This is a genomic window from Streptomyces sp. NPDC088812, assembly GCF_044750285.1.
GTDB lineage: Bacteria > Actinomycetota > Actinomycetes > Streptomycetales > Streptomycetaceae > Streptomyces.
The window spans coordinates 115,869-140,666 of the sequence record NZ_JBIVJP010000024.1 but is presented as its reverse complement, the minus strand read 5'-3'; the positions used below and the strand labels follow the sequence as shown (position 1 = coordinate 140,666).

Genomic DNA, 24,798 nt, shown 5'->3' with positions numbered 1-24,798 from the left:
ACCTTCCCCGCAGGACCCAGCCGGCCGTCGGCTGTCGGAGACCAGGAGCCGGAGAATGAGTGCTGCGCCTGACGTCAGCGTCATCGTTGCCGTCTACAACACGATGCCCTACCTGACGGAGTGCCTGAACTCCCTCCTCGGGCAGAGCATCGGCCGGGACCGGCTGGAGGTCGTCGCCGTCGACGACGGCTCCACCGACGACAGCGGCCGCGAACTCGACCGGTTCGCGGCCCTGTACCCGGACACCGTCAAGGTGATCCACCAGCCCAACTCCGGCGGCCCCGCCGCGCCCAGCAACCGGGCGCTGGAGGTGGCCACGGGCCGGTACGTGTACTTCATCGGCTCCGACGACTACCTCGGCGAGGAAGCCCTGGAGCGCATGGTGAAGTGCGCCGACAGGAACGAGTCGGACGTCGTCGTCGGCAAGATGGTCGGCACCAATGGCCGCTACGTCCACCAGGCGCTCTACGAGGAGAACACCGCCGACGTCAGCCTGTACGACTCCGCGCTGCCGTTCACCCTGGCCAACACCAAGCTGTTCCGGCGCGAGCTGGTCGAGAAGCACAAGCTGCGCTTCCCCGAGCACATGCCCGTGGGCAGCGACCAGCCGTTCACCATCGAGGCGTGCGTCCGCGCCCGCCGTATCTCCGTGGTGGCCGACTACACCTGCTACTACGCGGTCAAGCGCGGCGACGCCAGCAACATCACCTACCGCGCCGACCACCTGGCGCGGCTGCGGTGCGCGGCCGAGATCATGGACTTCACGGCCGGCCTCATCGAGGCGGGCCCGGGCCGTGACGCCGTGCTGCGCCGGCACTTCACCTGGGAGCTCGCCAAGCTCGTCCAGGACGACTTCCCGGCCCTGGACCGCGTCCTCCAGCGGCAGCTCTGCGCGGGCGTCGCCCGGCTCGCCGACAGCTACTTCACCGACGGCATCCGCGACGCGATGGACGTCAAGCGCCGGGTGCGGATCGCGCTGGCGCACGCCGGGGCGATCGACGAGCTGTGCGAGGCCGTCACCTCCGAGAAGGAGCACGGGGCACCGCCGTTCGTCGCCGAGGGCGAGCGCGCCTACGCCCGCTACCCCGGCTTCCGCGACCCGCGCACCGGTGTGTCCGACCGGGTCTACGAACTGGTGGGGGAGTCGGTCCCGGGCCGGCTCGCGAAGGGCACCGCACTGCTCGCCTCCGGCTGGGAGCAGCAGGGCGACGGGCTCACCTACACGGCGTCCGTACGGGTGCCCGTCGTCGGTGACGTCGAGCGCGCGGGCGTGGTGCTGCGGCTCGTCAAGGGCGCCATGCCCAAGTCGGCCGACAAGCCCGGCGCGCGCCGGCTGAAGGCCGGGCAGGTCCTGGCGCCGGCCGTCGGCGAGATGCGGGTGGAGCCCGCCGAGGACGGCGCGGGGAGCGTGCTGCACGCCCGCGTCCCGCTGGAGCACCTCACCGCCAGGCGCGGGGTGCGGGTCTACCTGGACCTCGCCGGGCGGACGTACGAGATCCCCGTGCGCGGCGAGGGGCTGCCCATGCCGCTGGCGCGCCTGTGGGGGCCGGAGAAGGACCTGTACCGTGCGTCGGCGCTGGTGAACGACAAGGGTCGTGTGGTCATCGACACGGCCCAGCTGCACCCCCCGAAGAGGACACTGGTGCGGCGGGCGCTCGGGCGCCTGGTCCGGAAACTGAAGTCCGGCGCCGTCCGCGTGAAGCGGGGCGGCGCCAAGAAGTCCGAGCCGAACGGTGCCAAGAAACCGACCGGTTCCAGAAGGAAGTAGCGACCCTCCATGAACATCTGTGTAGTAGCGCTCGGCAAGATCGGGCTCCCGCTGGCGGTGCAGTTCGCCTCCAAGGGCCACCGGGTCATCGGCGCGGACGTCAACGAGAAGGTCGTCGAGCTGGTCAACGCCGGTGTCGAGCCGTTCCCCGGCGAGCACGACCTCGACGTCAAGCTCAAGCAGGCCGTCGACGCCGGGCTGCTGACGGCGACGACGGACACCGCGGCCGCGGTCGCCGACTCCGAGGCCGTCGTCGTGGTCGTCCCGCTGTTCGTCGACGCCGAGGGCACGCCGGACTTCGGCTGGATGGACTCCGCGACGAAGGCGATCGCCCAGGGCCTCAAGCCGGGCACGCTCGTCTCCTACGAGACCACCCTGCCGGTCGGCACCACCCGCACCCGCTGGGCGCCGATGCTGGCCGAGGGCTCCGGCCTGACCGCGGGCGAGGACTTCCACCTGGTGTTCTCCCCCGAGCGCGTCCTCACCGGCCGGGTCTTCGCCGACCTGCGCCGCTACCCGAAGCTGGTCGGCGGCATCGACGAGGCGTCGACGGCCCGCGGCGTGGAGTTCTACGAGCAGGTCCTCGACTTCGACGAGCGCGCCGACCTGCCGCAGGCCAACGGCGTGTGGGACCTCGGCACCGCCGAGGCCTCCGAGCTGGCCAAGCTCGCCGAGACCACCTACCGGGACGTCAACATCGGTCTGGCCAACCAGTTCGCGCGGTTCGCCGACGACAACGGCATCGACGTCAAGAAGGTCATCGAGGCCTGCAACTCGCAGCCCTACAGCCACATCCACCAGCCGGGCATCGCCGTCGGCGGCCACTGCATCCCGATCTACCCGCGGATGTACCTGTGGAACGACCCGGCGGCGACCGTCGTGCGCTCCGCCCGTGAGGCGAACGCCGCGATGCCCGAGTACGCCGTCGACCTGCTGGCCGCCGCCTACGGCGACCTGACCGGCGTCAACGTGCTCGTGCTGGGCGCCGCCTACCGCGGCGGCGTCAAGGAGACCGCCTTCTCCGGTGTCTTCCCGACCGTCGAGGCGCTGAAGGCGCGCGGCGCGGTGCCGTTCGTCTCGGACCCGATGTACACGGACGAGGAGCTGGCCGCGCACGGCCTCACCCCGCACGCGGGCGAGAAGGTCACCGCCGCCGTCCTCCAGGCCGACCACGCCGAGTACCGCACCCTGACCCCGGCCGACCTGCCGGACGTCACCGTCCTCGTCGACGGCCGCCGCACGACCGACCCGGAGGCCTGGAAGGGCGTCCGCCGGGTCGTCATCGGCGGCTGAGGACGCTCACGCAGTTACGCGAACAACCTCGTGGCCCCGCCCCCGCACCCCGGGGCGGGGCCCCGGTGCAGGAAGGGTTCTTCATGACCTGGCTGATCACGGGCGGGGCCGGCTACATCGGCTCCCATGTGGTGAAGGCGATGATCGACACCGGCGAGTCCGTCGTCGTCCTGGACGACCTGAGCACGGGTCGGGCCGAGCGGCTCCCGGACGGTGTCGTGCTGGAGACCGGCACGGTCCTCGACCGCGGGACCGTCGACCGGGTGCTGCGCGAGCACGCCGTCACGGGCATCGTGCACATCGCGGGCAAGAAGCAGGTGGCCGAGTCCGTCGACCGGCCGCTGTACTACTACCGCGAGAACGTGGAGGGCCTGCGCGTCCTGCTCGACGCGGCCACCGGCGCGGGGGTCGGCCGGTTCCTGTTCTCCTCGTCCGCCGCCGTGTACGGCATGCCCGACGTCGACCTCGTCACCGAGAAGACGCCGTGCACGCCCATCAACCCGTACGGCGAGACCAAGCTGGCCGGCGAGTGGCTGGTGGCCGCGGTCGGCGCCCGGCACGGCATGGCGACGGCCTCGCTGCGCTACTTCAACGTGGCGGGCGCCGCCACGCCCGAGCTGGGCGACGACGGCGTCTTCAACCTCGTCCCCATGGTGTTCGAGCGGCTCGACGCCGGTGAGTCGCCGCTGATCTTCGGTGACGACTACGCCACCCCCGACGGCACCTGCGTCCGCGACTACATCCACGTCGAGGACATCGCCACCGCGCACGTCGCGGCCGCGCGGCGGCTCGCCGCCGACCCGGAGGCCCGGCTGGTCCTCAACATCGGGCGCGGTGAGGGCGTCTCGGTCGCGGAGATGGTCGGCATCGTCCAGGACGTCACCGGCCTCACCGGCGTAGCGCCGCGGGTGCGCGGGCGCCGCCCCGGCGACCCGGCGCGGGTGGTGGCCTCCGGCGACCTGATCCGTACGGAACTCGGCTGGAGCGCGCGGCGGGACGTGCGGGAGATGGTGGAGTCGGCGTGGGCGGGGTGGCGGCTGCGGCACCCGTGACGCCACCCGCGCGGAAGGCCACCCGCGCGGAGCGTCACCCGTGCGGTAGGCCACCGCGCGGAAGGCCACCCGCGCAACGAGGAAGGGCCCCCGGAATCCGGGGGCCCTTCCTCGTTGCGCCTGTGCCCACAGGCCTCGCCGGGCTCAGCCCTGTTCGAGGAACAGCTTCTCGAAGTGCTTGCGCACCACGGGCCAGTCCCACACCGTCAGCGCGTGCTCGGTGGCCTGCTCGCCGGCGGTGCGCCAGGCCTCCTCGGTGGCCGTGACCTTCAGGATCCGCTCGGCGGCCTCCGCGGGGGAGGCCACGACCCAGCCCTCGGGGTAGAGGGTGCGGGCGCTGTGGGGCTTGCCCGCGTAGAACGGCCAGTCGCGCGCGACGGGCACGGCACCGCTGGCGGCGCCCTCCATCAGGCCGACGTGGCAGCCCTCGCGCACCGAGGAGCTGAGGATCGTCCCGATCTCGACCAGCTTCGACGGGACGTCGTCCGTGGGACCGAGCTTCACGACCGCGCCGGACTCCTCCAGCGGGGCCAGCAGCCGGTCCAGCTCGCGCCGGTACTCGCGGGTGGCCTGGCTGGTCTTCGGGTCCATGTCGCCGCCGACCAGGATCAGCCGGTAGCGCTCGTCGTGCTTGCGGACCCGCTGCAGGACGTCCACGGCCCACTTGGGGTCCTTGGCGACCTGGCTGATGCCGATCAGCCCCAGGTTGAACCGGGCCTCGGCCGGCTTGGGCCGGTCGAAGCCGGACAGGTCCATGGCGTTGTCCAGGACGTGGAAACGCGGGGCCTGCTCGCCGCGGAGCACCGGCACGAGCGAGGTGGTGAGGTCCTTCACGTGGGGCGCGACGAACACCATGTCGTCGATCCGGGAGAAGTCCGTCATGTGCGGCCAGCGCGTGAACGCCTCGTAGCTGTGCAGGCGCACCACGATCCGGGTGTCGCCCGGGTCGATCGTGGTGAGCATGCCGGCCGGGCCCGCCGCCCACTCCAGGAACACCGTGTCCGCCCAGTCGAGGTAGGGGCGCATCAGGCGCTCCACCTCCTCCTGGTAGGAGCTCGTACCGTCCGACAGACGGTCCTCGATCATCCTCGGGGCGGCCCAGGAGATCCGCTTGAGGTGCTTGTTCGAGGCGAGGTCCAGGTAGCGCAGCTCGACGCCGGGGTGGTCGGCGAAGTGCTCCCGGATGAGGTGCAGGAAGTTGTCGTTGGCGCTCGTCGCCAGCAGCAGCCGCAGCGGGCGGTCGGTGGGCACGGGCGCCGCGGGCACCTTGCGGCCGCGGGGGCGGCTCAGCGCCTGGAACGCCGTGGAGCGGTGCAGCGGGGCGACGAACCCCTCGGCGTCCTTGGCCAGCGGCGACGACAGCTGGTCGATGTGCAGCACCCGGTGGAAGTCCAGGAACAGCGCACGGTTCAGCGCCTCGGCCGCCTCGCCGATGTCGCCCTTGGCGAACTCCGCGTCGGCGTGGGCGAGATGGGCCCCGACCGCCTTGCCGATGATGCGCGGGCTGATGCCCTTGCGGATCTCCTGCATGGCGCCCTCGTAGTAGAGGTCCGCCCGCACTTTCGGGTCCGGGATGCGCGCGGCGGCGTCCGCGAGGGTCAGCGCGGCACCGCTGGTGCGGCCCGCCCACTGCATGCCCTCGGCGACGTACCGCGAGGTCGCGGCGCGCACCTTGACGGGCATGCCGGGCGCGGTCACGGCGGAGCGCCACAGCCGGGCGCCGACGCCGGAGCGCATCACGGTGCGCGGCGTGGCCGCCCGCACCAGCTGGGCGGGCAGTTCACCGACACCGCGGCGCACATCGCGGGCGACGACGTGCAGCGGCGGCAGGACGGAGGAGCGGGCCGCGGCGCCGCCCTTGTCCTTCAGCTCCTCGACGGCCTTCAGCGCGGGCGCGAGCCCGAACTTGGCGGCGGCGCCGCGGTTGTACTCGGCCAGCCGCCACACCGTGTACACGGAGCCGGCATCCAGGGCGACGAGCACGTCGGCCTTGCGGGCCCGGGAGCGCAGCCACGAGTCGCGGCCGATCTGCATCCACACGCGCAGGCCGCGCGGCGACTTGCCGGCCCGGCGGCGCAGCGCCTGGCTGCGGTGCTTGAGGCTGCGCGGCAGCTGGTGCACACCGGCCAGCCCGACCTTGGCGAGCTCCTCGGGAACGCCCTCGGCCTCCAGGTGGAAGGCGCCCGCCAGGTGCACGCGCGCCCCCAGGGCCTCGAACGTGCGCACCGCGGAGGCCAGGACGCCGAGCTGCGGCCGGTCGGCGGCGACGAGCAGGACTTCGGTCACGGGGCGAGCTCCTCGACGAGGTTCTTGACGGCGACGGACATCAGCGCCTCACGAGTGAACTGGTCGGCGTGGGCCATCGCCTCGGCGTGCTCGGCGTCGGTCGTCTCCACCGCCATGTGCGCGGCCCTGATGAACGACTCGGTCAGGCCCTCCTCGTCGAGGCCGGGGGCGCCCGTCCACAGCGGGTGGCCCTTCAGCACGTTGGAGGCGTCGTGCTCGACGGCGTGCGCCGACACGATCGGCAGGCCCGTCGCCATGTACTCGTACACCTTGCCGGAGGTGACGTACCGGCCGCCGATCAGGATCAGCACCATGGCGTCCCAGCCGGCGTAGATCGAGGAGACCTCGGCCTTGGCGGCGGGGCCGCCGTAGAAGACGCCGTCGGGCTCGGCGTCCTTGAGGACCTCGGCGTGCCGGTTCGCTCCGCGGCTGGCGCCGTTGCCGAGGTGGCCGCGGATCTCGAAGCGCGCGTTGGCCAGCAGCGGTTCCTTCTCGCGGGCCGCGCGCCAGGCGTTCAGCACCACTTCCAGGTGCGGGATGGTGAAGTTGACGGTGCCGAGGTAGCCGAAGACCAGCCCGGACTCGCGGTCCGCCTTGTGCACCCGGCCCGGCGAGCTGTCGGCGTCGTAGCCGTTGCGCACGACGTGCACGCGGTCGGCGAACTCCGGGTAGCGCTTGCGGTAGTGCTCGGCGATCGGGTCGTTGACGACCCACAGCGACACCGCGTGGTCGAGGATCCTCTGCTCCCAGCGGCCCTCCTCGGAGTCGCGGGAGAACGCCTCGACGCCGTCGATGACGTCGATGGACCAGCCGTCGCGGAAGTCCACCGCGTACGGCACCTTCGCGTCCTCCCACAGCTTCCAGGCCGCGGCGAGGTTGACGTACGGCACGCAGCTGGCGAGCAGCAGATCGGCCGGCCGTTCCCGGTGGATGCGCAGGACGGCCTGTTCCAGGTCGCCGCGCCACTCACCGAAGTTGGGCTCCGGGAAGGCCGCGGTCTGGCGGCGGCGGAGCTGGGCGACCCAGCCGTTGGGGTCGAGGGCGCGCGCCTCGTCGTAGAGGCGGATGTCCGTCTCCAGGTCTTCGCGCGACAGCGGCAGTTCGACGATGTTCACCCGGGGGTCGACCTGCTCCAGCAGGGAGAGGTCGATGCCGGAGTCGAGTTCCCAGGACTCCCGGGCGATGTTGACGACCGTGACGTCCCAGCCGGCCTTCACGAACTGGTTGGCGGTCTCGCGCATCCGGTACGTGGAGCTCTTGGCGGCCGGAGGGAAGCCGATCGCGAGATAGATGACGTGGGGCCGCCTGCCTTCCGCAGACGGACCGGACGTGGGAGACGATGACATAGCAGTTGACGCTAGCACGCTGACGTGCGCGGACTGTGGGTCGCTTGTGGCCGTCCGCGGGGCGGACGGCCACGACCCCCTGTGCCGCGTCAGGCGGGCCGGCTGCCCCCCTTCCACTCCTCCATGAGCCGGACGACGTTCTGCGCCGCGCGGCCGTCGCCGTAGGGGGTGCCGGGGTCGGCGGTCGGCACGGGACGGGTCACCGTCTCGGCCCACTCCTGCGGCGACAGCGTGTGCGGGTCGGGTACAAGGACGTTCCAACCGGTGTGCACGGTTTCCACCCACTCCGTCTCGGGGCGGATGGTGGTGCAGATGCGCTCCAGCAGGAACGCCTCCTTCTGCAGCCCGCCCGAGTCGGTGACCACGCCGACGGAGGCGAGCACGGCGGCGACCAGGCTCGCGTACGGCAGCGGGCGGCCGACGTGGAGGTTGCCCTGGGCCAGGTCGATGCCGTGCTCCTCGGCGCGGGCGACCAGACGGGGATGCGCGGCCAGCGCCACCGGCACCGGCAGCTTGGCGAGCGAGCCGACGATCGCGGCGAGCCGCTCGGGGTCGTCGGTGTTGTCCGGGCGGTGCAGGGTCGCCAGCAGGAACGGCTTGGCCGGGTCGATGCCCTCGGGCAGCTCCGGCGCCGGGAACTCGCCGGCCCGCACCTGGTCGCGGATGCGCAGGCAGATGTCGACCATGACGTCGCCGGCCAGGCGGGTGCGCTCGGCGAGGCCCTCGCCCGCCAGGTGGCGCACGGCCTCCTCGGTCGGGGCCAGCAGCAGGTCGGCGCAGTGGTCGGTGAGGACGCGGTTGTGCTCCTCCGGCATCCGCCGGTTGAAGGAGCGCAGGCCGGCCTCCAGGTGCGCGACCGGCAGGTGCATCTTCACGGCGGACAGCGCGCCGGCGATGGTGGAGTTGGTGTCGCCGTACACGAGGACCCAGTCGGGCCGCTCCCGCTCCAGTACCGGGTCCAGCGCGGACAGCACGGCGCCGGTCTGCACCCCGTGGCTGCCCGAGCCGACGCCGAGGTGGACGTCGGGGTCGGGGATGCCGAGGCCGGAGAAGAAGACGTCGGAGAGGTCGGCGTCGTAGTGCTGCCCGGTGTGCACGATCACGTGCTCGTGCTCAGTCTCCGCGAAGGCCGCCGCGATGGGGGCGAGCTTCACCAGTTGGGGTCGGGCTCCGACGATGCTGATGACTTTCACTGAGCACTCTTCTTCTCGGTCGGGCTTTTGGTAGGGGAATGGTAGGCAACGGGCGACCCCCGGCAGGCCCTTGGCCGGGCCGGCGCGGGGTCGCCCGGCACTGTTCACGCCGTGTTCACGCCGTGGTCAGCGGGGCCGGAGCGACGCTTTGGGGTCGACGCATAACGGTTTCGTGAATCTTGTGCCCGGTCCGGGCGGCAACGGGACGGATCACGCGGAGCGCTCGACGAGCACCCCGTCCTTCTCCTCGTACAGGGCGCCGCTCTGCGGGCACTCCCACACGCCCGGCTCGCCCTCGCGTGCGACCAGCCGGACGCCGGCGCGGCCCACCCAGCCCACCTGACGGGCCGGCACGCCGAGGACCAGGGCGAAGTCGGGTACGTCCTTCGTCACCACGGCCCCCGCGGCGACCATCGCCCAGCGCCCGATGGTGAGCGGCGCGACGCACACCGAGCGGGCCCCGATCGAGGCCCCGTCGGAGATGCGCACGCCGACGGCCTCCCAGTCGCCGCCGCGCTTCTGGTTGCCCTCGGGGTCGACGGAGCGCGGGTTGTGGTCGTTGGTGAGGACCACGGCGGGGCCGACGAAGACGCCGTCACCGAGCTCGGCCGGCTCGTAGACGAGGGCGTAGTTCTGCAGCTTGCAGTTGTCGCCCATGCGGACCCCCGAGCCGACGTACGCGCCGCGGCCGATCACGCAGCCCTCCCCGAGGCGGGCACCCTCCCGGATCTGCGCGAGGTCCCAGACGCTGCTCCCGGCGCCGATCTCGGCGCTCGCGTCGACCTGGGCGCTGGGCTGGACCCTGTAATTCACTTCTTCGCCTTCCGCAGTACGGCTTCGCCCCGCGAGCATACGGGCCGGGGGCGTCCCGGCCCGGTTTGACCCCTGTACACCGGCCCCGTAACCTTGACCGTCGGCGTGTCCACAGACGTGCCACATCCCCGTAAACCTCTTCCTCCCGAGTTGCCTCGGTGGCCGGGAGAGGCCGTCCGTGTTCGTTCCCGGGTGGCTGGACTGCGGGGGTGCCGTTCCCGAGCGAGAGAGTGAGATCCGCGTGTACGCCATCGTGCGCAGCGGTGGCCGCCAGCACAAGGTTGCTGTCGGTGACATCGTTGAGGTTGACAAGATTTCCACCGCCAAGGTGGGCGACACGGTCGAGCTCTCGACCCTGCTCGTCGTCGACGGCGACGCTGTGACCAGCGACCCGTGGGTGCTGGCCGGCATCAAGGTCCAGGCCGAGGTCGTGGACCACCACAAGGGCCAGAAGATCGACATTCTGCGCTACAAGAACAAGACCGGCTACCGCCGTCGTCAGGGCCACCGCCAGCAGTACACGGCGATCAAGGTCACTGAGATCCCCGCGGCTGCGAAGTAAGGGACTGAGGAGACATGGCACACAAGAAGGGCGCATCGTCCACCCGGAACGGTCGCGACTCCAACGCCCAGCGGCTCGGCGTGAAGCGCTTCGGCGGTCAGGTCGTCAACGCGGGTGAGATCCTGGTCCGCCAGCGCGGTACCCACTTCCACCCGGGCTCCGGCGTGGGCCGCGGCGGCGACGACACGCTGTTCGCGCTCCAGGCCGGTGCGGTGGAGTTCGGCACCCACCGTGGCCGCAAGGTCGTGAACATCGTTCCGGCCGCCTGACCTCAGGCTTTCCGCGAACGTTTCGCGAGGCGGACCTCACTTCCCATCCGGGAAGGCGGGTCCGCCTTTCGCGTGTTACGCAGTAGACAGAACCGTACGTATCACCGAAGTGCTGGAGGCACCCCACCATGACCACCTTCGTGGACCGCGTCGAACTCCACGTCGCCGCGGGTAACGGAGGCCACGGCTGTGCCTCCGTCCACCGTGAGAAGTTCAAGCCGCTCGGCGGTCCCGACGGCGGCAACGGGGGGCGCGGCGGCGATGTGATCCTCACCGTCGACCAGTCCGTGACCACGCTGCTCGAATACCACCACTCCCCGCACCGCAAGGCCACCAACGGCAAGCCGGGCGAGGGCGGCAACCGCTCCGGCAAGGACGGGCAGGACCTCGTCCTCCCGGTGCCGGACGGCACCGTCGTCCTCGACAGGGCGGGCAACGTGCTGGCCGACCTGGTCGGGCACGGCACCTCCTTCGTCGCCGCCCAGGGCGGGCGGGGCGGCCTCGGCAACGCGGCTCTCGCGTCCGCCCGCCGCAAGGCGCCCGGTTTCGCGCTGCTCGGCGAGCCCGGCGACCTGCACGACATCGTGCTGGAGCTGAAGACCGTCGCCGACGTGGCGCTGGTCGGCTACCCGAGCGCCGGGAAGTCGTCCCTGATCTCCGTGCTCTCCGCCGCCAAGCCGAAGATCGCCGACTACCCGTTCACCACCCTCGTGCCCAACCTGGGCGTGGTGACCGCCGGCTCGACCGTCTACACCATCGCCGACGTCCCCGGTCTCATCCCGGGCGCCAGCCAGGGCCGGGGGCTGGGCCTGGAGTTCCTGCGGCACGTCGAGCGGTGCAGCGTGCTCGTGCACGTGCTGGACACGGCCACCCTCGAATCCGACCGTGACCCCGCCAGCGACCTCGACGTCATCGAGGCGGAGCTGCGCGAGTACGGCGGGCTCGGCGACCGTCCCCGCATCGTCGTCCTGAACAAGATCGACGTCCCGGACGGCAAGGACCTCGCGGAGATGGTCCGCCCCGACCTGGAGGCCCGCGGCTACCGCGTCTTCGAGGTGTCCGCCGTCGCGCACACGGGGCTCAAGGAGCTGTCGTTCGCGCTCGCCGACCTCGTCGGCAGGGCCCGCGCGGCCAAGCCCAAGGAGGAGGCCACGCGGATCGTCATCCGGCCCAAGGCCGTGGACGACGCGGGCTTCACCGTCACGCGGGAGGAGATCGACGGGGAGCTGCTGTTCCGCGTCCGGGGCGAGAAGCCCGAACGCTGGGTGCGGCAGACCGACTTCAGCAACGACGAGGCCGTCGGCTACCTCGCCGACCGGCTCAACCGCCTCGGCGTGGAGGACGAGTTGATGAAGGCGGGGGCCCGGTCCGGCGACGGCGTCGCCATCGGGCCCGAGGAGAACGCCGTCGTCTTCGACTGGGAGCCGACGGTGACCGCCGGCGCCGAGATGCTCGGCCGCCGCGGTGAGGACCACCGCTTCGAGGCCCCGCGGCCCGCGGCCCAGCGCCGCCGCGACCGCCAGGCCGAACGCGACGACGCCGCCGAGGAGTTCGAGGGCTTCGAGCCCTTCTGACCCCACCGGAGCCCCCGGGACTCGCGCGCCCCGGGGCCGCCCACGGTCTGCGACCCGCCTGTGCCCTCGGACTCTCCGGCAGTCCGGGACCCTCCGGCGCCCGGGGTCCGGCGGCGCTTCAAGGCTCGGCCACGGGCCGGGGTTCGTCCGAGCCCTGGGGCCCGTTCGTGCCCCGGGGCTCTTCGGCGTCCGGGGTCCGGCGGCGCTTCGAGGCTCGCCCGCGGCCTGGGCCGGCCTGTGGCCGCCGAACCCTCAGGCCTCCGGAGGAGGGGAGCAGTACCCCCTCACCCCGTACCGGCACCCCGTACCGGAGTGCGGGTCGTGGACACCGTCCGGAAGCCCGAGGCGACCGCCCGGACGCCGGCGAAACCGTGCGTGAGCGACGGCAGGACGGGCGTACGGCCGGCCTGACACCGGCGGGGAGCAGCCCGGGACCAGCGGTCACTCATCGCACACCCAGGCTCCTCTCAGCTTCGCCTAAGGAACGTCTCTTACCGTCTCCTAACCATGGAGACGGACTGTACGAGCGACGACAAGCACGTGAACGACACCCGAGCGGCCGGCGGCCGCCCCGCGCCCCTGCCCACCGGCACCCGCCTGCTGCACATCGGCCCGCACAAGACCGGGACCACCGCCATCCAGGGCGCCCTGTTCGCGGCGAAGGACCGGATGCCGGAGCGCGGCGTCGTGTTCCCCGCGACCAGCAGACACCCCATGCAGGCCGTGCTGGCCGCCTGCGCCCGCTCCGGGATGATGGGGGACACCACCCCCACCGAGCAGCACTGGACCCGGTTCGTCGAGCAGGTGCGCGCCACCGGCCGGAGCACGTCGGTGATCAGCAGCGAGTTCTTCGCCGACGCCCCCGACGACGAGACGATCGAGCGGATCGTCGGGCAACTGGGCGGGGAGCGCGTCCACGTCCTGGTGACCCTGCGCCCGCTGGTGCGGATCATGCCCTCGCAGTGGCAGCAGTACGTGCAGAACGGGCTGCGGATGAGCTACGAGGAGTGGCTGGAGCACATGCTCCGCAAGGCGCCCTACGAGAAGCCCAACCCGAGCTTCTGGCGGCGCCACCGGCACGACCGGCTCGTCGAACGGTGGGTGCGGGTGGTGGGCGCCGACCGGGTCACCGTCGTGGTGGTCGACGACCGGGACCGCGACGGGCTGATGCGCACCTTCGAGGCGCTGCTCGGCCTGCCGGACCGGCTCCTGCAGCCCGTGCCCGACACGGCGAACCGTTCGCTCACGCTCGCCGAGACCGAAATGCTGCGCAATCTCAATAAGGAATTCCGCGGCAATGGACTTCCCGACGAGCTCTATTCCAGGCTGGTCCGTCACGGCGCGGTCATGCATATGAAGAACGCGTGCAGCCCCACGTCCCGCGACGTGCGGATCTCCACCCCGGCCTGGGCGGCCGAGGCGGCCGCCGCGATCGGCGCCGAGATGACCGGGCGCATCGAGGCCATGGGCGTGCGCGTCATCGGCGATCCGGGCCTGCTGTCCGCCGTGCCGAAGCCCGCCCACCGTCCCGCACAGGAGGCCGGGCAGCCCGAGGAGGAGCCCCGGATCTCACCCGAAGTCGCCGCTCAGGCGCTGTACGGCGCGCTCGCCGCGGTGGCCGCCGAACCCGCCGGCAAGGCGCGCACGGTGCATGGGACGCCGTCGAAGGAACTCGTGAGAGTGTTGGGGCACCGCTGTCTGAAGCGGCTGCGGCGGCGCTAGGCGCTTTCCGCCGCTTCCGGCCGCCCGCCGCCGCTTCCTGTGGACTTACTCACAGGATTTCACGGGGGCTCCGAGGAAGGCGCACTCATGTCTCGTCAATCGCCGGGCCGACAAGGTGAATGACAGATGGCGTGCACATATGCACGGAAGGGCGCTCACCTTGCATCGCGGTAACCGCAAGTGGGACCATTTCCCCGTTCCCTGTCGCCCCAAGGTAGGTCACCTGTGTCCCAGCACATAGCCAAGCCCCGTACCACCGCAGTGATCCTGGCCGGTGGCACCGGCCAGCGGGTGGGTCTGTCGATCCCCAAGCAGCTGCTGAAGATCGCCGGCAAGGCAGTCATCGAGCACACGCTGACCACCTTCGAGCAGGCCGACTCCGTCGACGACATCATCGTGCTGATGGCGCCCGGCTATGTGCCCGACGTCGAGAAGATCGTGGCCAAGGCCGGGTTCACCAAGGTCTCCCGGGTCATCGAGGGCGGCACCACGCGGAACGAGACCACCGAGCGCGCCATCGCGGCCCTGGGCGAGGGGCTGGCCGACGGCGAGGACCTCAACGTCCTCTTCCACGACGCCGTGCGCCCCCTGCTCTCGCAGCGCGTCATCGACGACTGCGTCGCCGCGCTCGACCGCTACCAGGCGGTCGACGTCGCCATCCCGTCCGCGGACACCATCATCGTGACCCGGACCCACGGCGAGGACGGCGAGTTCATCACCGAGATCCCGGACCGCTCCCGGCTGCGCCGCGGCCAGACCCCGCAGGCGTTCAAGCTGTCGACGATCCGCCGGGCGTACGAGGTGGCGGCGGGCGACCCCAACTTCCAGGCCACCGACGACTGCACGGTCGTGCTGCGCTACCTGCCGGACGTGCCGATCCACGTCGTCGCGGGCGACGAGTACAACATGAAGGTGACGCAGCCGGTCGACGTCTTCATCGCCGACAAGCTCTTCCAGCTCGCCTCCACCGCCGCGCCCGAGCAGAACGGCGAGGAGGCCTACCGGGACCTGCTCACCGGCAGGACCCTGGTGGTCTTCGGCGGTTCGTACGGCATCGGCAAGGACATCGCCGAACTCGCCGAGTCCTACGGCGCCACGGTGTACGCCCTGGGCCGCTCCACCACCGGCACCCACGTGGAGAACCCGGAGGAGGTCGACGACGCGCTGTCCAAGGCGTACGCGGAGACCGGCCGGATCGACTACGTCGTCAACACCGCCGGTGTGCTGCGCATCGGCAAGCTCGCCGAGACCGACAACGCGACCATCGAGGAAGCGCTGAAGGTCAACTACCTGGCCCCCGTGCAGATCGCCCGGTCGGCCTACAAGTACCTCGCCGAGAGCAAGGGCCAGCTGCTGCTGTACACCTCCAGCAGCTACACCCGCGGGCGCGCCGAGTACAGCCTCTACTCCTCGACCAAGGCCGCCATGGTGAATCTCACCCAGGCACTGTCCGACGAGTGGGCCGGCGACGGCGTCCGCGTCAACTGCATCAACCCCGAGCGCACGGCGACCCCGATGCGCACCAAGGCCTTCGGCCAGGAACCCGCGGGCAGCCTGCTGTCCTCCGAGGCGGTCGCCCGCACCTCCCTCGACGTGCTGCTGTCCGAGCTGACCGGGCACGTCATCGACGTACGCCAGCAGGACCCGACCGCCGACGCCAGCCGGGCCTCCGGTTTCGAGCAGGCCCTGGCGGGGGTCCTGGACCGACAGGACGGCGTGGCATAATCGGGCGCTCATAGCCATGAGAATTCAGGCCTCTGTGGCTCCTCGTTTACGGAGAATTCACAGAGGCCTGAATCCGTAAAACTCCCGAAACCCCCGCAGGGGATTTTCCGGACTTTCCGGCTCTTTTCCCCTATGACCGGCACCCCTCCCAGAGCAGGTTCCTCCGTGATAAGCACCGCTATTCGGGTCGCCCGGGTGGGCAGTGCGGCCGAGCTGGCCGCGGCGGCCCTCATGACGCTGGGCTACCCCGGCCTCATGCTGGCCGCGCTCGTCCCGAGCGTCCCCGCCTTCGCCGCCGTGGCCGCCGTGACGTACCTGGCGGACCTCTACCTCCACCGCAAGGGCAGTTACCTCATCGCCCTGCTGGGCAAGGTGAGAGCCGGCCTGTCGACCCGCTTCCTGATCCGGGAACTGCTGCTCATCCTGCTGCTGGCCCGGCTGGGCCACTCGGAGGAGCCCGCCTTCTACGCCGCGATCGCCTGCTTCACGGCCTTCTTCGGCCTCCAGGCCCCGCACGGCGCGCTGGTCACCCTCATCGGCAACCGCCGCCAGATGCCGGTCGTCACCCGCAACGTCGACCTGGCCTCCCGGATGCGCATCCCGGACGCCCCGCCGCGCCGCCTGCTGAGCCGGGCCGGCGTGAAGATGCTCCACCTGGACCTCGCGGCCGTCGTGGGCCTGCTCGTCTACGCCCTCACCGACTCCGCGCCCGCCGCCTACGCGGGCGTCGGCGTGACCGTGGGCCTGGGCGTGCTCTACGTCCTCGCGCTCGTGCCGCACCTGCGGGCCGACCGGATCCCGCCCCACGCCGACAAGGTGCTGAAGACCGTCAGCACCTGGCTGCGCGAGTACCGCCCGGAGACGGTGCTGTACTTCTCCGGCTCCAAGGACTCCGCGTACCAGGTCAACATGTGGCTGGAGACCATGGAGCAGTTGGACTCCCGGCCGCTGGTCATCCTGCGTGAGCGCTACATCCTGGAGAAGATGGCGCCCACCACGGTCCCCGTCGTCTGCGTGCCCGGGGGGGTGCACCTGATGAACATGGACCTGTCCACGGTGCGGGTGGCGCTGTACGCGGCCAACGTCGGCAAGAACATCCACCTGCTGCGCGTGCCCACCATGAAGCACGTCTTCATCGGCCACGGCGACAGCGACAAGCTCGCCAGCGTCAACCCGTTCAGCAAGGTCTACGACGAGGTGTGGACCGCCGGCCGCGCGGGCCGCGACCGCTACGCCATCGCCGACGTCGGCATCCGCGACGAGGACATCGTCGAGGTCGGCCGCCCGCAGCTCGCCCCCATCGAGCCGTGGCGGGGCCCGTCCGAGGGACGGATCCCGACGGTCCTGTACGCGCCCACCTGGGAGGGCTGGGACGACAACCCGGGCAACACCTCGCTCCTGCTGGCCGGCGAGAACATCGTGAAGAAGCTGATCGCGGCCGAGCCCCCGGTCCGCGTCCTGTACAAGCCGCACCCCTTCACCGGCACCCGCAGCGCCAAGGCCGGCGCCGCCCACCGCCGGATCACCGCGCTGATCAAGAAGGCCGCCGCCCAGCGCGCCGCCGACCCCCGCTTCACCGCGGACGCGGACGCGGCCGCCCAGACCCGCGCCAAGTCCGACCTGACCCGGCTCAAGGCCCGCCTGGACTCCCTGTCGCTCGCCTTCGACGACAAGGCCGACGAAGCCGTGACCAGCCGCGACGGCCTGGTGGACATGCGCAAGCACGAGGAGGCCGCCCGGCTGCGGACCGAGTGGAACGACGCCTACTGGCGCTCCTTCCCCTCCTTCGAGCACCGGGTCGTCACCGGCGCCGGACCGCGCCTGTACGACTGCTTCAACGCCTCCGAGGCGATGGTCTCCGACATCTCCAGCGTCGTCTCCGACTTCATCGCCAGCGGCAAGCCGTACGCGGTCACCGACTCGGCCGGGCTGGGCGCGGAGGAGTTCCGGCGGCAGAACACCGCCGTGCGCGCGGCCGTGATCCTGGGCAACGGCGCGGACGAGCTGGACCGCTTGCTGGACGCCGTGCGCACCCCGGCCGCCGACCCGCTGGCCGAGGACCGCAAGGAGCTCAAGGAGTACCTGCTCGGCCCCGACGAGCCGACCTCCATCGAGCAGTTCAACACCGCCGTGGCCGACCTCGCGCTGAAGGCCGAGGCACGCAACGTCGGCCAGGAGTCCCTGGCCGTCGCCGCGGCGGCCGGCGCGGCGGACGCGGCGGACGCCCTGGCGGACGAGGGCGTGGCCGCGGAAGGCCTGACGGACGGTCTGACCACCGCCTGACGACCGCCCGACGACCGCCTGACGACGGCGCGACCGGCGCCCGCCCCCGGCTGGAGGCCGTCCCCGCCACCCCATCGGCTCGGCCCCCGGAGAGTGATCTCCGGGGGCCGAGCCGTTTCCGTGCGCCGTCGCGCGGGACACATACGAGGACGAAAGCCGTCGAAGCAACCCCATCCCGTCGTAGCCCGTCCACCGGGTCGTCGAAGCGTCGAAGCGTCGAAGCGTCGAAGCGTCGGCACGACGGGAGACATGACGAGGGGGAGAGCATGCGTGACGAGGGGGAGCGATGATCCGGGCGGAGCCGGACGTCAGCGTGGTCATCGGCGCCTACGAGGCGATGCCGTACCTGGTCGAGTGCCTGGCGTCGGTCGAGGCGCAGTCGATGGACCCGGCGCGCTTCGAGGTCGTCGCCGTGGACGACGGCTCACGGGACGGCACCGGTGAGCAACTGGAGGAGTTCGCCGCCCGCGCCCCCATAGCCGTCACCGTCGTCCGCCAGCGGAACTCCGGCGGCCCCGGCGGCCCGCGCAACGTCGGTCTCGCCAGGGCCGCCGGCCGCTACGTCTTCTTCCTCGACGCCGACGACCGGCTCGGCCCCGAGGCGCTGGAACGCATGGTCGCCCTGGCCGACGCCAACGGCACGGACGTCGTCCTCGGCCGCGTCGAGGGCGTCGACCGCAAGGCGCCCCGGTCGATGTGGGGCAGGAACCTCGACCGCACCGACGTCTTCTCCTCCGACATCAAGTTCACGCTCAGCGCCCAGAAGCTGTTCCGCCGCGCGCTGCTGGAACGGCACGGCATGCGTTTCGACGAGTCCCTGTGGACCGGCGAGGACGCGCTGTTCACGATGGAGGCCTACCTGCGGGCCGACGGCGTCTCCGTGCTGGCCGACCACACCTGCTACTACCTGGTGGGCCGCGCGGACGGCAAGCACGTGACCAGGACCGGCGGTCACACCCCGCGCTTCGACTCCGCGCGCGCCCTGATGGACCTCCTCGCGCGGAAGCTCCCGCCCGGCCCCCGCAGGGACGCCCTCATGGTCCGCCCGTTCCTCGTCACCGTCCTGCCGCAGTTCGGGCCGGTCTTCCTCCGCGACGACGAGGAGACCCGGCGCAGCAAGACGGAACTGGCCGCGCCGCTGATGGACGCCCACTGGAACGAGGGCGTCGCCCACCGCCTCCGCGTCCACGAACGGCTGCGCCTGCACCTGGTGGCCGAGCGGCGCCCCGATCTGCTCGCGGACGTCCTGCGCTTCGTAGAGGCGGGACAGGAGCCCACCCCCGTGCTGGAGAAGCGCGGCACCCGCCTCTACCTCGCCTACCCCCACTTCCGGTCCCGGACGGCCGCCGTACCCGACCGCGTCTACCTCGCCGGACCGCGTGAGGCCAAGGCCCACCCGGGATGGCGCGGCGGGCCGGCCGGGTCCTTCCTGCGGCGGGCCGCCCGGAAGGTACGGCGGCTGCTGTCCCGGCGCGGCGCGACCGCCGGGCGGCCCGCGGCGGCGTGAGGCACCGACGGCGGACCCACCACGGCGGACCCACCACGGCGGACCCACTACGGCGACCCGCCCCGTCCGGACCCGCCCCGTCCGGACCCGTCGCAGTGGTACCGATAACCCGGAGGCCCGCAGCGGTGCCGATGGCCCGGAGATGCCGTAGTGGTGCCGATGGCCCGGAGATGCCGCAGTGGTGCCGATGGCCCGGAGGCGCCGCAGTGGTGCCGATGGCCCGGAGGCCCGCAGCGGTCCCGATGGCCCGGAGATGCCGCAGCGGTCCCGATGGCCCGGAGGCCCGCAGCGGTCCCGATGGCCTGGAGGCGCCGCAGCGGTCCCGATGGCCCGGCCGACGGCGCCAGGGCGGCGCGTGGTGCCCGGCGGGAGGAACCCGGGGCACCCGCGACACCCGCCGCGCCGGCCGGCGCCTACTTCGTCGGCTTCAGCGCGCGCTTCAGCGGGCCCCCGACCGCACGGCGCGCCCGGCGGTAGATGGAGGGCGAGGGGAGCGCGGCCTTGGCGGCGGCCGCCTTGGCCAGGACCTTGGAGCGGGCCAGGTCCTTCTTCAGCTGGGCGTTGTCGCCCTCCAGTTGCGTGATGCGCTGCTGGAGCCACCCGAACCGGCTGGTCAGGGACGCCACGCCGGTGTCGTTCCAGGGGCGCACGCCCGCCGGGAAGGACAGCGAGCGCAGCTTCGTCTCGAAGGCCTCGCCGCCGTCACCGTGGGTGAAGGTGTTGTCCAGGCCGTTCTTGTCCAGGAACGCCGTGAAGCGGTCGAAGCGCTCCTTGTGGTTGCCGGTGAGCGGGCCGAAGTCGGCCTCCTCGTACAGCTCCGCCGGATCGAGGTCCGCGGGCACCTCGCTGAGGAGGCGGTGCGGTATCTCGAAGTAGCGGCACAGCTCCAGCGTGCGCGAGTCGAAGGCCAGCACGGTCGCGGGCGTGCCCGCCAGCAGCGCCGCGATGTTGCCGTGGATGCGCGAGCCGAACGAGTAGTCGAAGTCCCGCAGGTCGTCGATCCAGGTGACCGGGTCGATGTACACGCGGGCCTTGTCCTCGCGGTACATCGGGTGGTCGGGGTGGGTCGGCATCTCGGTGATCTTGCCCGCCGGGGAGTCCACGTCCCGCCAGTGCAGCTGCTTGGCGTCGGTGAGGTTCTGGCCTATGTACCGCAGGTTCGGGTACTGGCCGTGCGCCCGGGTGATGATCTTGTGCAGGCCTCCGCCGCGCACCGCGGTGTGCGAGCCGTTGACCGCGACCCGGGACTGCGCGTTCAGCGCCGGCACCCGCTTCTCGACGGTGAGGGTGTCGCCCCACAGGAACATCGACGGGCAGCCGATGACCTCGACGTCCTTGAAGCCCATGTCGTTGAGGTACTGCTCGGTGAACTCGCCGCGCACGCCGATGGAGGCGCTGTGGTTCAGCACCGCCGAGCAGAAGGCGCGCACGGTGGGCTCCATGGCCTTCAGCCGCGCCGGGTCGTAGGTCACCCCGGTCTGCGCGCCGACGCCCAGGACGACGACCGGGATCTTCAGCTTGCCGATCAGCCGGGTCAGCCGTTGCAGCGCGGCCTCGAACGACGGCCGGAAGGCGTTGGCGAGCGGCACGACGAAGGCGTCGTATTCGTCGTTGATCCGCCCGGCCGCACCGATGTCGGTGCGCATGCCGTTGGAGAAGACCTCACTGTCCGGCGTGGTGAGGATCTTGTGGGCGGCATCACTGAAGATCAGGTTGCCGGAATTGGTGGCGATCACGTCGCGGTGGAGGGCTTCCTCGACGGGGATCACGTCGAAGGGGCCCTTCCCCGATCTCAGGAGTATGCGCTTCACAGGGCGAACTTTAAGTGACGGAAACTTCAAAATGAATTTGGACTGCCTTCAATCCCGGCGGGGAAGGCGTACAGCCTTTCCCCCCGTCCGGCAGCAGTGACCAGGCCGTCACGGGGCGTGAGCGTCCGGGGAGTGAAACCCGGAGGCCGTCCGGGCGTCCCTTCGCGTAGATTGCCCGGAGGGCAGCCGTGATCCAGGCGAGGGGACGAAGCACAGGTGGCAGGGGCAAGGCAGGCCGTACGCGAGGCCCGCAGGATCGTCGTCAAGGTGGGCTCCTCGTCGCTGACCACCGCCTCGGGCGGACTCGACGCCGACCGCGTCGACGCGCTCGTCGACGTCCTGGCCAAGAGCCGCAGCGGGGGAGAGCGGGAGATCGTCCTCGTCTCCTCCGGCGCCATCGCCGCCGGCCTCGCCCCGCTGGGCCTGCGCCGCCGCCCCAAGGACCTCGCCCGCCAGCAGGCCGCCGCCAGCGTGGGCCAGGGCCTCCTCGTGGCCCGCTACACCGCCTCCTTCGCCCGCTACGGCGTCCGCGTCGGCCAGGTCCTGCTGACCTCCGACGACATGAGCCGTCGCGCCCACCACCGCAACGCCTCCCGCACCCTCGACAAGCTGCTGGCGATGGGCGCCTTCCCGGTCGTCAACGAGAACGACACCGTCGCCACGGACGAGATCCGCTTCGGCGACAACGACCGGCTCGCCGCCCTCGTCGCCCACCTCGTCCACGCCGACCTGCTGGTGCTGCTCTCCGACGTGGACGGCGTGTACGACGGCGACCCCGGCAAGCCGGGCACCTCGCGGATCGCCGAGGTGCGGGGGCCGTCCGACCTGGCCGGGGTGGACATCGGCAGCGCCGGCAAGGCGGGCGTCGGCACCGGTGGCATGGTCACCAAGGTCGAGGCCGCCCGCATCGCGGCCGCCGCCGGCATCCCCGTGGTCCTCACCAGCGCCGTCCACGCGGCCGACGCCCTCTCCGGCGGCGACACCGGCACCTACTTCCACCGCACCGGCCGGCGCTCCGCCGACCGGCTGCTGTGGCTCCAGCACGCGTCCACCCCGCAGGGCTCGCTCACCCTCGACGACGGCGCCGTCCGCGCGGTCGTCGAGCGCCGCACCTCGCTGCTGCCGGCCGGGATCGCCGCAGTCGAGGGCGAGTTCAGCGCGGGCGACCCCGTGGAGCTGCGCGACGTCACGGGCCGCGCGGTGGCCCGGGGGCTCGTCAACTTCGACGCCAAGGAGATCCCCCAGCTGATCGGGCGGTCCACCCGCGAACTGGCCCGAGAGCTGGGCGCCGAGTACGAGCGGGAGATCGTCCACCGGGACGACCTGGTCGTCCTGCACCCCTGACCGGCGTCGAACGGCCGCTCCCGCACCCGCTCGAACGGTCGGTACCGGTGGGGGACGTTCCGTGAAACCGCCCCGCGGAGCCGTGCGGCCTGCTCAACTTTGTCTTCGGGACATATTCCGCGGGACATTCCGCACGAGCGCTGCGTGAAGGAGGCCGTCGTGAGACGAGTGCACCCTGGGGTGGCAGCGGCCCGTGGGAGTACCGGCGGAACCGGCGAAGCAGCGTCCGCCGGGGGCGCGTCCCCGGCCGGCACACCGCCCGCCGCGACCGGCGGACCGTCCGCCTCCTCCGCTGCCGCCGGCCGGCCGACCGCGCGTGCGGGAGCCGAGGAGCGCGCGCTGACCAGCGTCGCGGCCGGCGAGCGCTACCGGGGAGCCGAGCGCCGCGGCCCGGAGGCCACCCGGCCCGAGGAGCTGCCCCGCCTCTGGCACGTCACCCTCAGCGTCTCCGGCGAGGACGCCGACCTCAGGGAGCTGCGGCGCGCCCTGGAACAGCTCGCACACGACCACCCCTTCCTCCTGACCAGCCGCTACGCCGTCGACCACGCGGAGATCCGCTACTGGGAGGAGGCCCGCGACCTGCACGACGCGGCCGCCGTCGCCCTGCGCCTGTGGGGCGAGCACCGCCAGACCGCCGGACTGCCGCCGTGGGAGATCGTCGGCCTCGAGGTCATCGACCGCCAGACCTACCACCAGCGCATCGCCGAGGGCTACGGTCCGCCCCCCGCGACGCCCGTCGGAGTACACCCGTACTGACCCGCTCCGGACGGCCACCGGGCGGTCCCGCCGCGTGTCTCGGGGTGTGGAACGAGCGCCGTCCGGCCCCGCGCCGCGCACTACCCTTCCCGTATGACCACGCTCTCGCCGTACGACGCCCTCTCGCCGGTCACCCAGGCGGCCTACCGTGCCAAGGCCGCCGCCGCCGACCTCGCGCCGCTGCCCCGGGCCGCCAAGGACGACGCGCTGCTCGCCATCGCGGACGCGCTGGAGGTCCGTACGAGTGAGATCGTCGAGGCCAACGCCAAGGACATCGCCAAGGCCCGCGAGGCCGGCACCGCCGAGTCGGTCGTCGACCGGCTGACCCTCACCCCGGAGCGGGTACGGGCGATCGCCTCCGACGTCCGGGACGTCGTCGCGCTGCCCGACCCGGTCGGCGAGGTCGTGCGCGGCTCGACCCTGCCCAACGGCATCGACCTGCGCCAGGTGCGCGTGCCGCTCGGCGTCGTCGGCATCATCTACGAGGCCCGCCCCAACGTCACCGTGGACGCGGCGGCCCTGTGCCTGAAGTCCGGCAACGCGGTGCTGCTGCGCGGCTCGGCCTCCGCCTACGAGTCCAACACCGCCCTCGTCCGGGTGATCCGCGACGCCGTCGGCGGCGCCGGGCTGCCCGCCGACGCCGTCCAGCTCGTGCCCGGCGAGAGCCGCGAGAGCGTCCGGGAGCTGATGCGGGCCCGGGGCCTCGTCGACGTCCTGATCCCGCGCGGCGGCGCCTCGCTGATCCGGACGGTCGTCGCGGAGTCCGTCGTCCCGGTGATCGAGACCGGCACCGGCAACTGCCACGTCTACGTCGACGCCCAGGCCGACATCGACATGGCGGTCGAGATCCTCATCAACTCCAAGGCCCACCGGGTCAGCGTCTGCAACGCCGCCGAGACCCTCCTGGTCCACCAGGACATCGCCGCGCGGTTCCTGCCGCGCGCCCTCGACGCCCTCGCCGAGGCCGGGGTCACCGTCCACGCCGACGAGCGCGTGCTGGCGTACGCCGAGGACTCCAAGGCGACCGTCGTGGAGGCCACGCCCGAGGACTGGGAGACGGAGTACCTGTCGTACGACATCGCCGCCGCGGTCGTCGACTCGCTCGACAAGGCCGTCGAGCACATCCGGCTGTGGACCTCCGGCCACACCGAGGCGATCGTCACCACCTCGCAGCAGGCCGCCCGCCGCTTCACCCAGCTGGTCGACTCCACCACGGTCGCCGTGAACGCCTCCACCCGCTTCACCGACGGCGGCCAGTTCGGCTTCGGCGCGGAGATCGGCATCTCCACCCAGAAGCTGCACGCCCGCGGCCCCATGGGCCTGCCCGAGCTGACCAGCACCAAGTACATCGTCACCGGCGACGGGCACGTCCGGCGCTGACGCGGCCCCACGGCGGCCGGCCCGCCCCCGCGGGCAGAGCGGCGCCGACGGGGGCGTACGGCCCGGCACGGGGGCGTACGGCTCGGGAAGGGGCGTGCGCGAGGCCGTGACAGG

At 72.0% G+C, this 24,798-nt stretch carries 18 protein-coding genes; 13 read left to right on the top strand and 5 right to left on the bottom strand.

Annotated elements, in window-relative coordinates; translation table 11 throughout:
- Window positions 1-55: 55 nt before the first annotated feature.
- The 3 genes from ACIP67_RS34470 (at window position 56) to galE (ending at window position 4,113) form a co-directional block, all read left to right on the top strand.
- Complete coding sequence (locus ACIP67_RS34470) at window positions 56-1,768, top strand: glycosyltransferase family 2 protein (RefSeq protein ID WP_401697156.1); 1,713 nt, start codon at window positions 56-58, stop codon at window positions 1,766-1,768.
- Between the two features lie 9 nt (window positions 1,769-1,777).
- On the top strand, window positions 1,778-3,061 hold the full coding sequence (locus tag ACIP67_RS34465) for a nucleotide sugar dehydrogenase (protein WP_401697155.1): 1,284 nt from the start codon (window positions 1,778-1,780) through the stop codon (window positions 3,059-3,061).
- An 83-nt stretch (window positions 3,062-3,144) separates the two neighbouring features.
- Entirely contained in the window at window positions 3,145-4,113 is a 969-nt protein-coding gene (gene galE / locus ACIP67_RS34460; RefSeq protein ID WP_401697154.1) for a UDP-glucose 4-epimerase GalE, read from the top strand.
- 144 nt (window positions 4,114-4,257) lie between these two features.
- On the opposite strand, the gene ACIP67_RS34455 is transcribed toward galE, so the two are convergent.
- The 4 genes from ACIP67_RS34455 to ACIP67_RS34440 all read right to left on the bottom strand — a co-directional run bounded on the left by ACIP67_RS34455 (window position 4,258) and on the right by ACIP67_RS34440 (window position 9,751).
- Entirely contained in the window at window positions 4,258-6,399 is a 2,142-nt protein-coding gene (locus ACIP67_RS34455) for a glycosyltransferase family 1 protein (protein ID WP_401697153.1), read from the bottom strand.
- Window positions 6,396-7,640: a glycosyltransferase gene (locus tag ACIP67_RS34450; protein WP_389512868.1), complete on the bottom strand. Its 1,245-nt coding sequence runs from the start codon at window positions 7,638-7,640 to the stop codon at window positions 6,396-6,398. Before ACIP67_RS34450 ends, ACIP67_RS34455 begins: the two co-directional genes overlap by 4 nt.
- Window positions 7,641-7,834: 194 nt before the next feature.
- Complete coding sequence (gene wecB, locus ACIP67_RS34445; RefSeq protein ID WP_401697151.1) at window positions 7,835-8,938, bottom strand: non-hydrolyzing UDP-N-acetylglucosamine 2-epimerase; 1,104 nt, start codon at window positions 8,936-8,938, stop codon at window positions 7,835-7,837.
- 210 nt (window positions 8,939-9,148) lie between these two features.
- Complete coding sequence (locus ACIP67_RS34440; protein WP_401697150.1) at window positions 9,149-9,751, bottom strand: acyltransferase; 603 nt, start codon at window positions 9,749-9,751, stop codon at window positions 9,149-9,151.
- Window positions 9,752-9,992: 241 nt separating this feature from the next.
- Here ACIP67_RS34440 and rplU point away from each other — a divergent pair, with 241 nt between their 5' ends.
- From rplU to ACIP67_RS34405, 7 genes are all read left to right on the top strand, one after another.
- Window positions 9,993-10,313, top strand: a complete 321-nt coding sequence (rplU, locus tag ACIP67_RS34435) for a 50S ribosomal protein L21 (protein ID WP_004931419.1) — start codon at window positions 9,993-9,995, stop codon at window positions 10,311-10,313.
- A 14-nt stretch (window positions 10,314-10,327) separates the two neighbouring features.
- Window positions 10,328-10,582 carry a 50S ribosomal protein L27 gene (gene rpmA, locus ACIP67_RS34430; RefSeq protein ID WP_401697148.1) on the top strand — a complete coding sequence of 85 codons (255 nt, stop codon included), beginning with the start codon at window positions 10,328-10,330 and terminating at the stop codon, window positions 10,580-10,582.
- Window positions 10,583-10,710: 128 nt separating this feature from the next.
- Entirely contained in the window at window positions 10,711-12,156 is a 1,446-nt protein-coding gene (gene obgE, locus ACIP67_RS34425; RefSeq protein ID WP_401697146.1) for a GTPase ObgE, read from the top strand.
- A 507-nt stretch (window positions 12,157-12,663) separates the two neighbouring features.
- Complete coding sequence (locus tag ACIP67_RS34420; protein ID WP_401697144.1) at window positions 12,664-13,878, top strand: hypothetical protein; 1,215 nt, start codon at window positions 12,664-12,666, stop codon at window positions 13,876-13,878.
- A 225-nt stretch (window positions 13,879-14,103) separates the two neighbouring features.
- A complete protein-coding gene (locus tag ACIP67_RS34415) occupies window positions 14,104-15,603 on the top strand; it encodes an SDR family NAD(P)-dependent oxidoreductase (protein WP_401697143.1) in 1,500 nt (499 codons plus the stop codon).
- 165 nt (window positions 15,604-15,768) lie between these two features.
- Window positions 15,769-17,886, top strand: coding sequence for a hypothetical protein (locus ACIP67_RS34410; RefSeq protein WP_401697141.1), 2,118 nt, complete (start codon window positions 15,769-15,771; stop codon window positions 17,884-17,886).
- A gap of 286 nt (window positions 17,887-18,172) precedes the next feature.
- Entirely contained in the window at window positions 18,173-19,393 is a 1,221-nt protein-coding gene (locus tag ACIP67_RS34405) for a glycosyltransferase family 2 protein (protein ID WP_401697139.1), read from the top strand.
- A 413-nt stretch (window positions 19,394-19,806) separates the two neighbouring features.
- Here ACIP67_RS34405 and ACIP67_RS34400 read toward each other — a convergent pair whose 3' ends face one another.
- On the bottom strand, window positions 19,807-21,204 hold the full coding sequence (locus tag ACIP67_RS34400) for a polysaccharide pyruvyl transferase family protein (RefSeq protein ID WP_401697138.1): 1,398 nt from the start codon (window positions 21,202-21,204) through the stop codon (window positions 19,807-19,809).
- A 216-nt stretch (window positions 21,205-21,420) separates the two neighbouring features.
- Between ACIP67_RS34400 and proB the strand changes: the two genes are divergently transcribed.
- The 3 genes from proB (at window position 21,421) to ACIP67_RS34385 (ending at window position 24,684) form a co-directional block, all read left to right on the top strand.
- A complete protein-coding gene (gene proB / locus ACIP67_RS34395; protein ID WP_401697136.1) occupies window positions 21,421-22,548 on the top strand; it encodes a glutamate 5-kinase in 1,128 nt (375 codons plus the stop codon).
- Window positions 22,549-22,707: 159 nt separating this feature from the next.
- Entirely contained in the window at window positions 22,708-23,304 is a 597-nt protein-coding gene (locus tag ACIP67_RS34390; protein WP_401697135.1) for a hypothetical protein, read from the top strand.
- Between the two features lie 93 nt (window positions 23,305-23,397).
- Window positions 23,398-24,684 (top strand): glutamate-5-semialdehyde dehydrogenase, encoded by a 1,287-nt coding sequence (locus ACIP67_RS34385; protein ID WP_401697134.1) that lies wholly within the window; start codon window positions 23,398-23,400, stop codon window positions 24,682-24,684.
- The last annotated feature ends 114 nt before the right edge of the window (window positions 24,685-24,798 follow it).

Excerpts from the sequence above, each read along its gene's own strand:
- ACIP67_RS34470 (WP_401697156.1), top strand. The coding sequence starts at position 56 with ATGAGTGCTGCGCCTGACGTCAGCGTCATCGTTGCCGTCTACAACACG.
- ACIP67_RS34465 (WP_401697155.1), top strand. The coding sequence starts at position 1,778 with ATGAACATCTGTGTAGTAGCGCTCGGCAAGATCGGGCTCCCGCTGGCG.
- galE (WP_401697154.1), top strand. The coding sequence starts at position 3,145 with ATGACCTGGCTGATCACGGGCGGGGCCGGCTACATCGGCTCCCATGTG.
- ACIP67_RS34450 (WP_389512868.1), bottom strand. The coding sequence starts at position 7,640 with ATGCGCGAGACCGCCAACCAGTTCGTGAAGGCCGGCTGGGACGTCACG.
- rpmA (WP_401697148.1), top strand. The coding sequence starts at position 10,328 with ATGGCACACAAGAAGGGCGCATCGTCCACCCGGAACGGTCGCGACTCC.
- obgE (WP_401697146.1), top strand. The coding sequence starts at position 10,711 with ATGACCACCTTCGTGGACCGCGTCGAACTCCACGTCGCCGCGGGTAAC.
- ACIP67_RS34420 (WP_401697144.1), top strand. The coding sequence starts at position 12,664 with ATGGAGACGGACTGTACGAGCGACGACAAGCACGTGAACGACACCCGA.
- ACIP67_RS34405 (WP_401697139.1), top strand. The coding sequence starts at position 18,173 with ATGATCCGGGCGGAGCCGGACGTCAGCGTGGTCATCGGCGCCTACGAG.
- ACIP67_RS34385 (WP_401697134.1), top strand. The coding sequence starts at position 23,398 with ATGACCACGCTCTCGCCGTACGACGCCCTCTCGCCGGTCACCCAGGCG.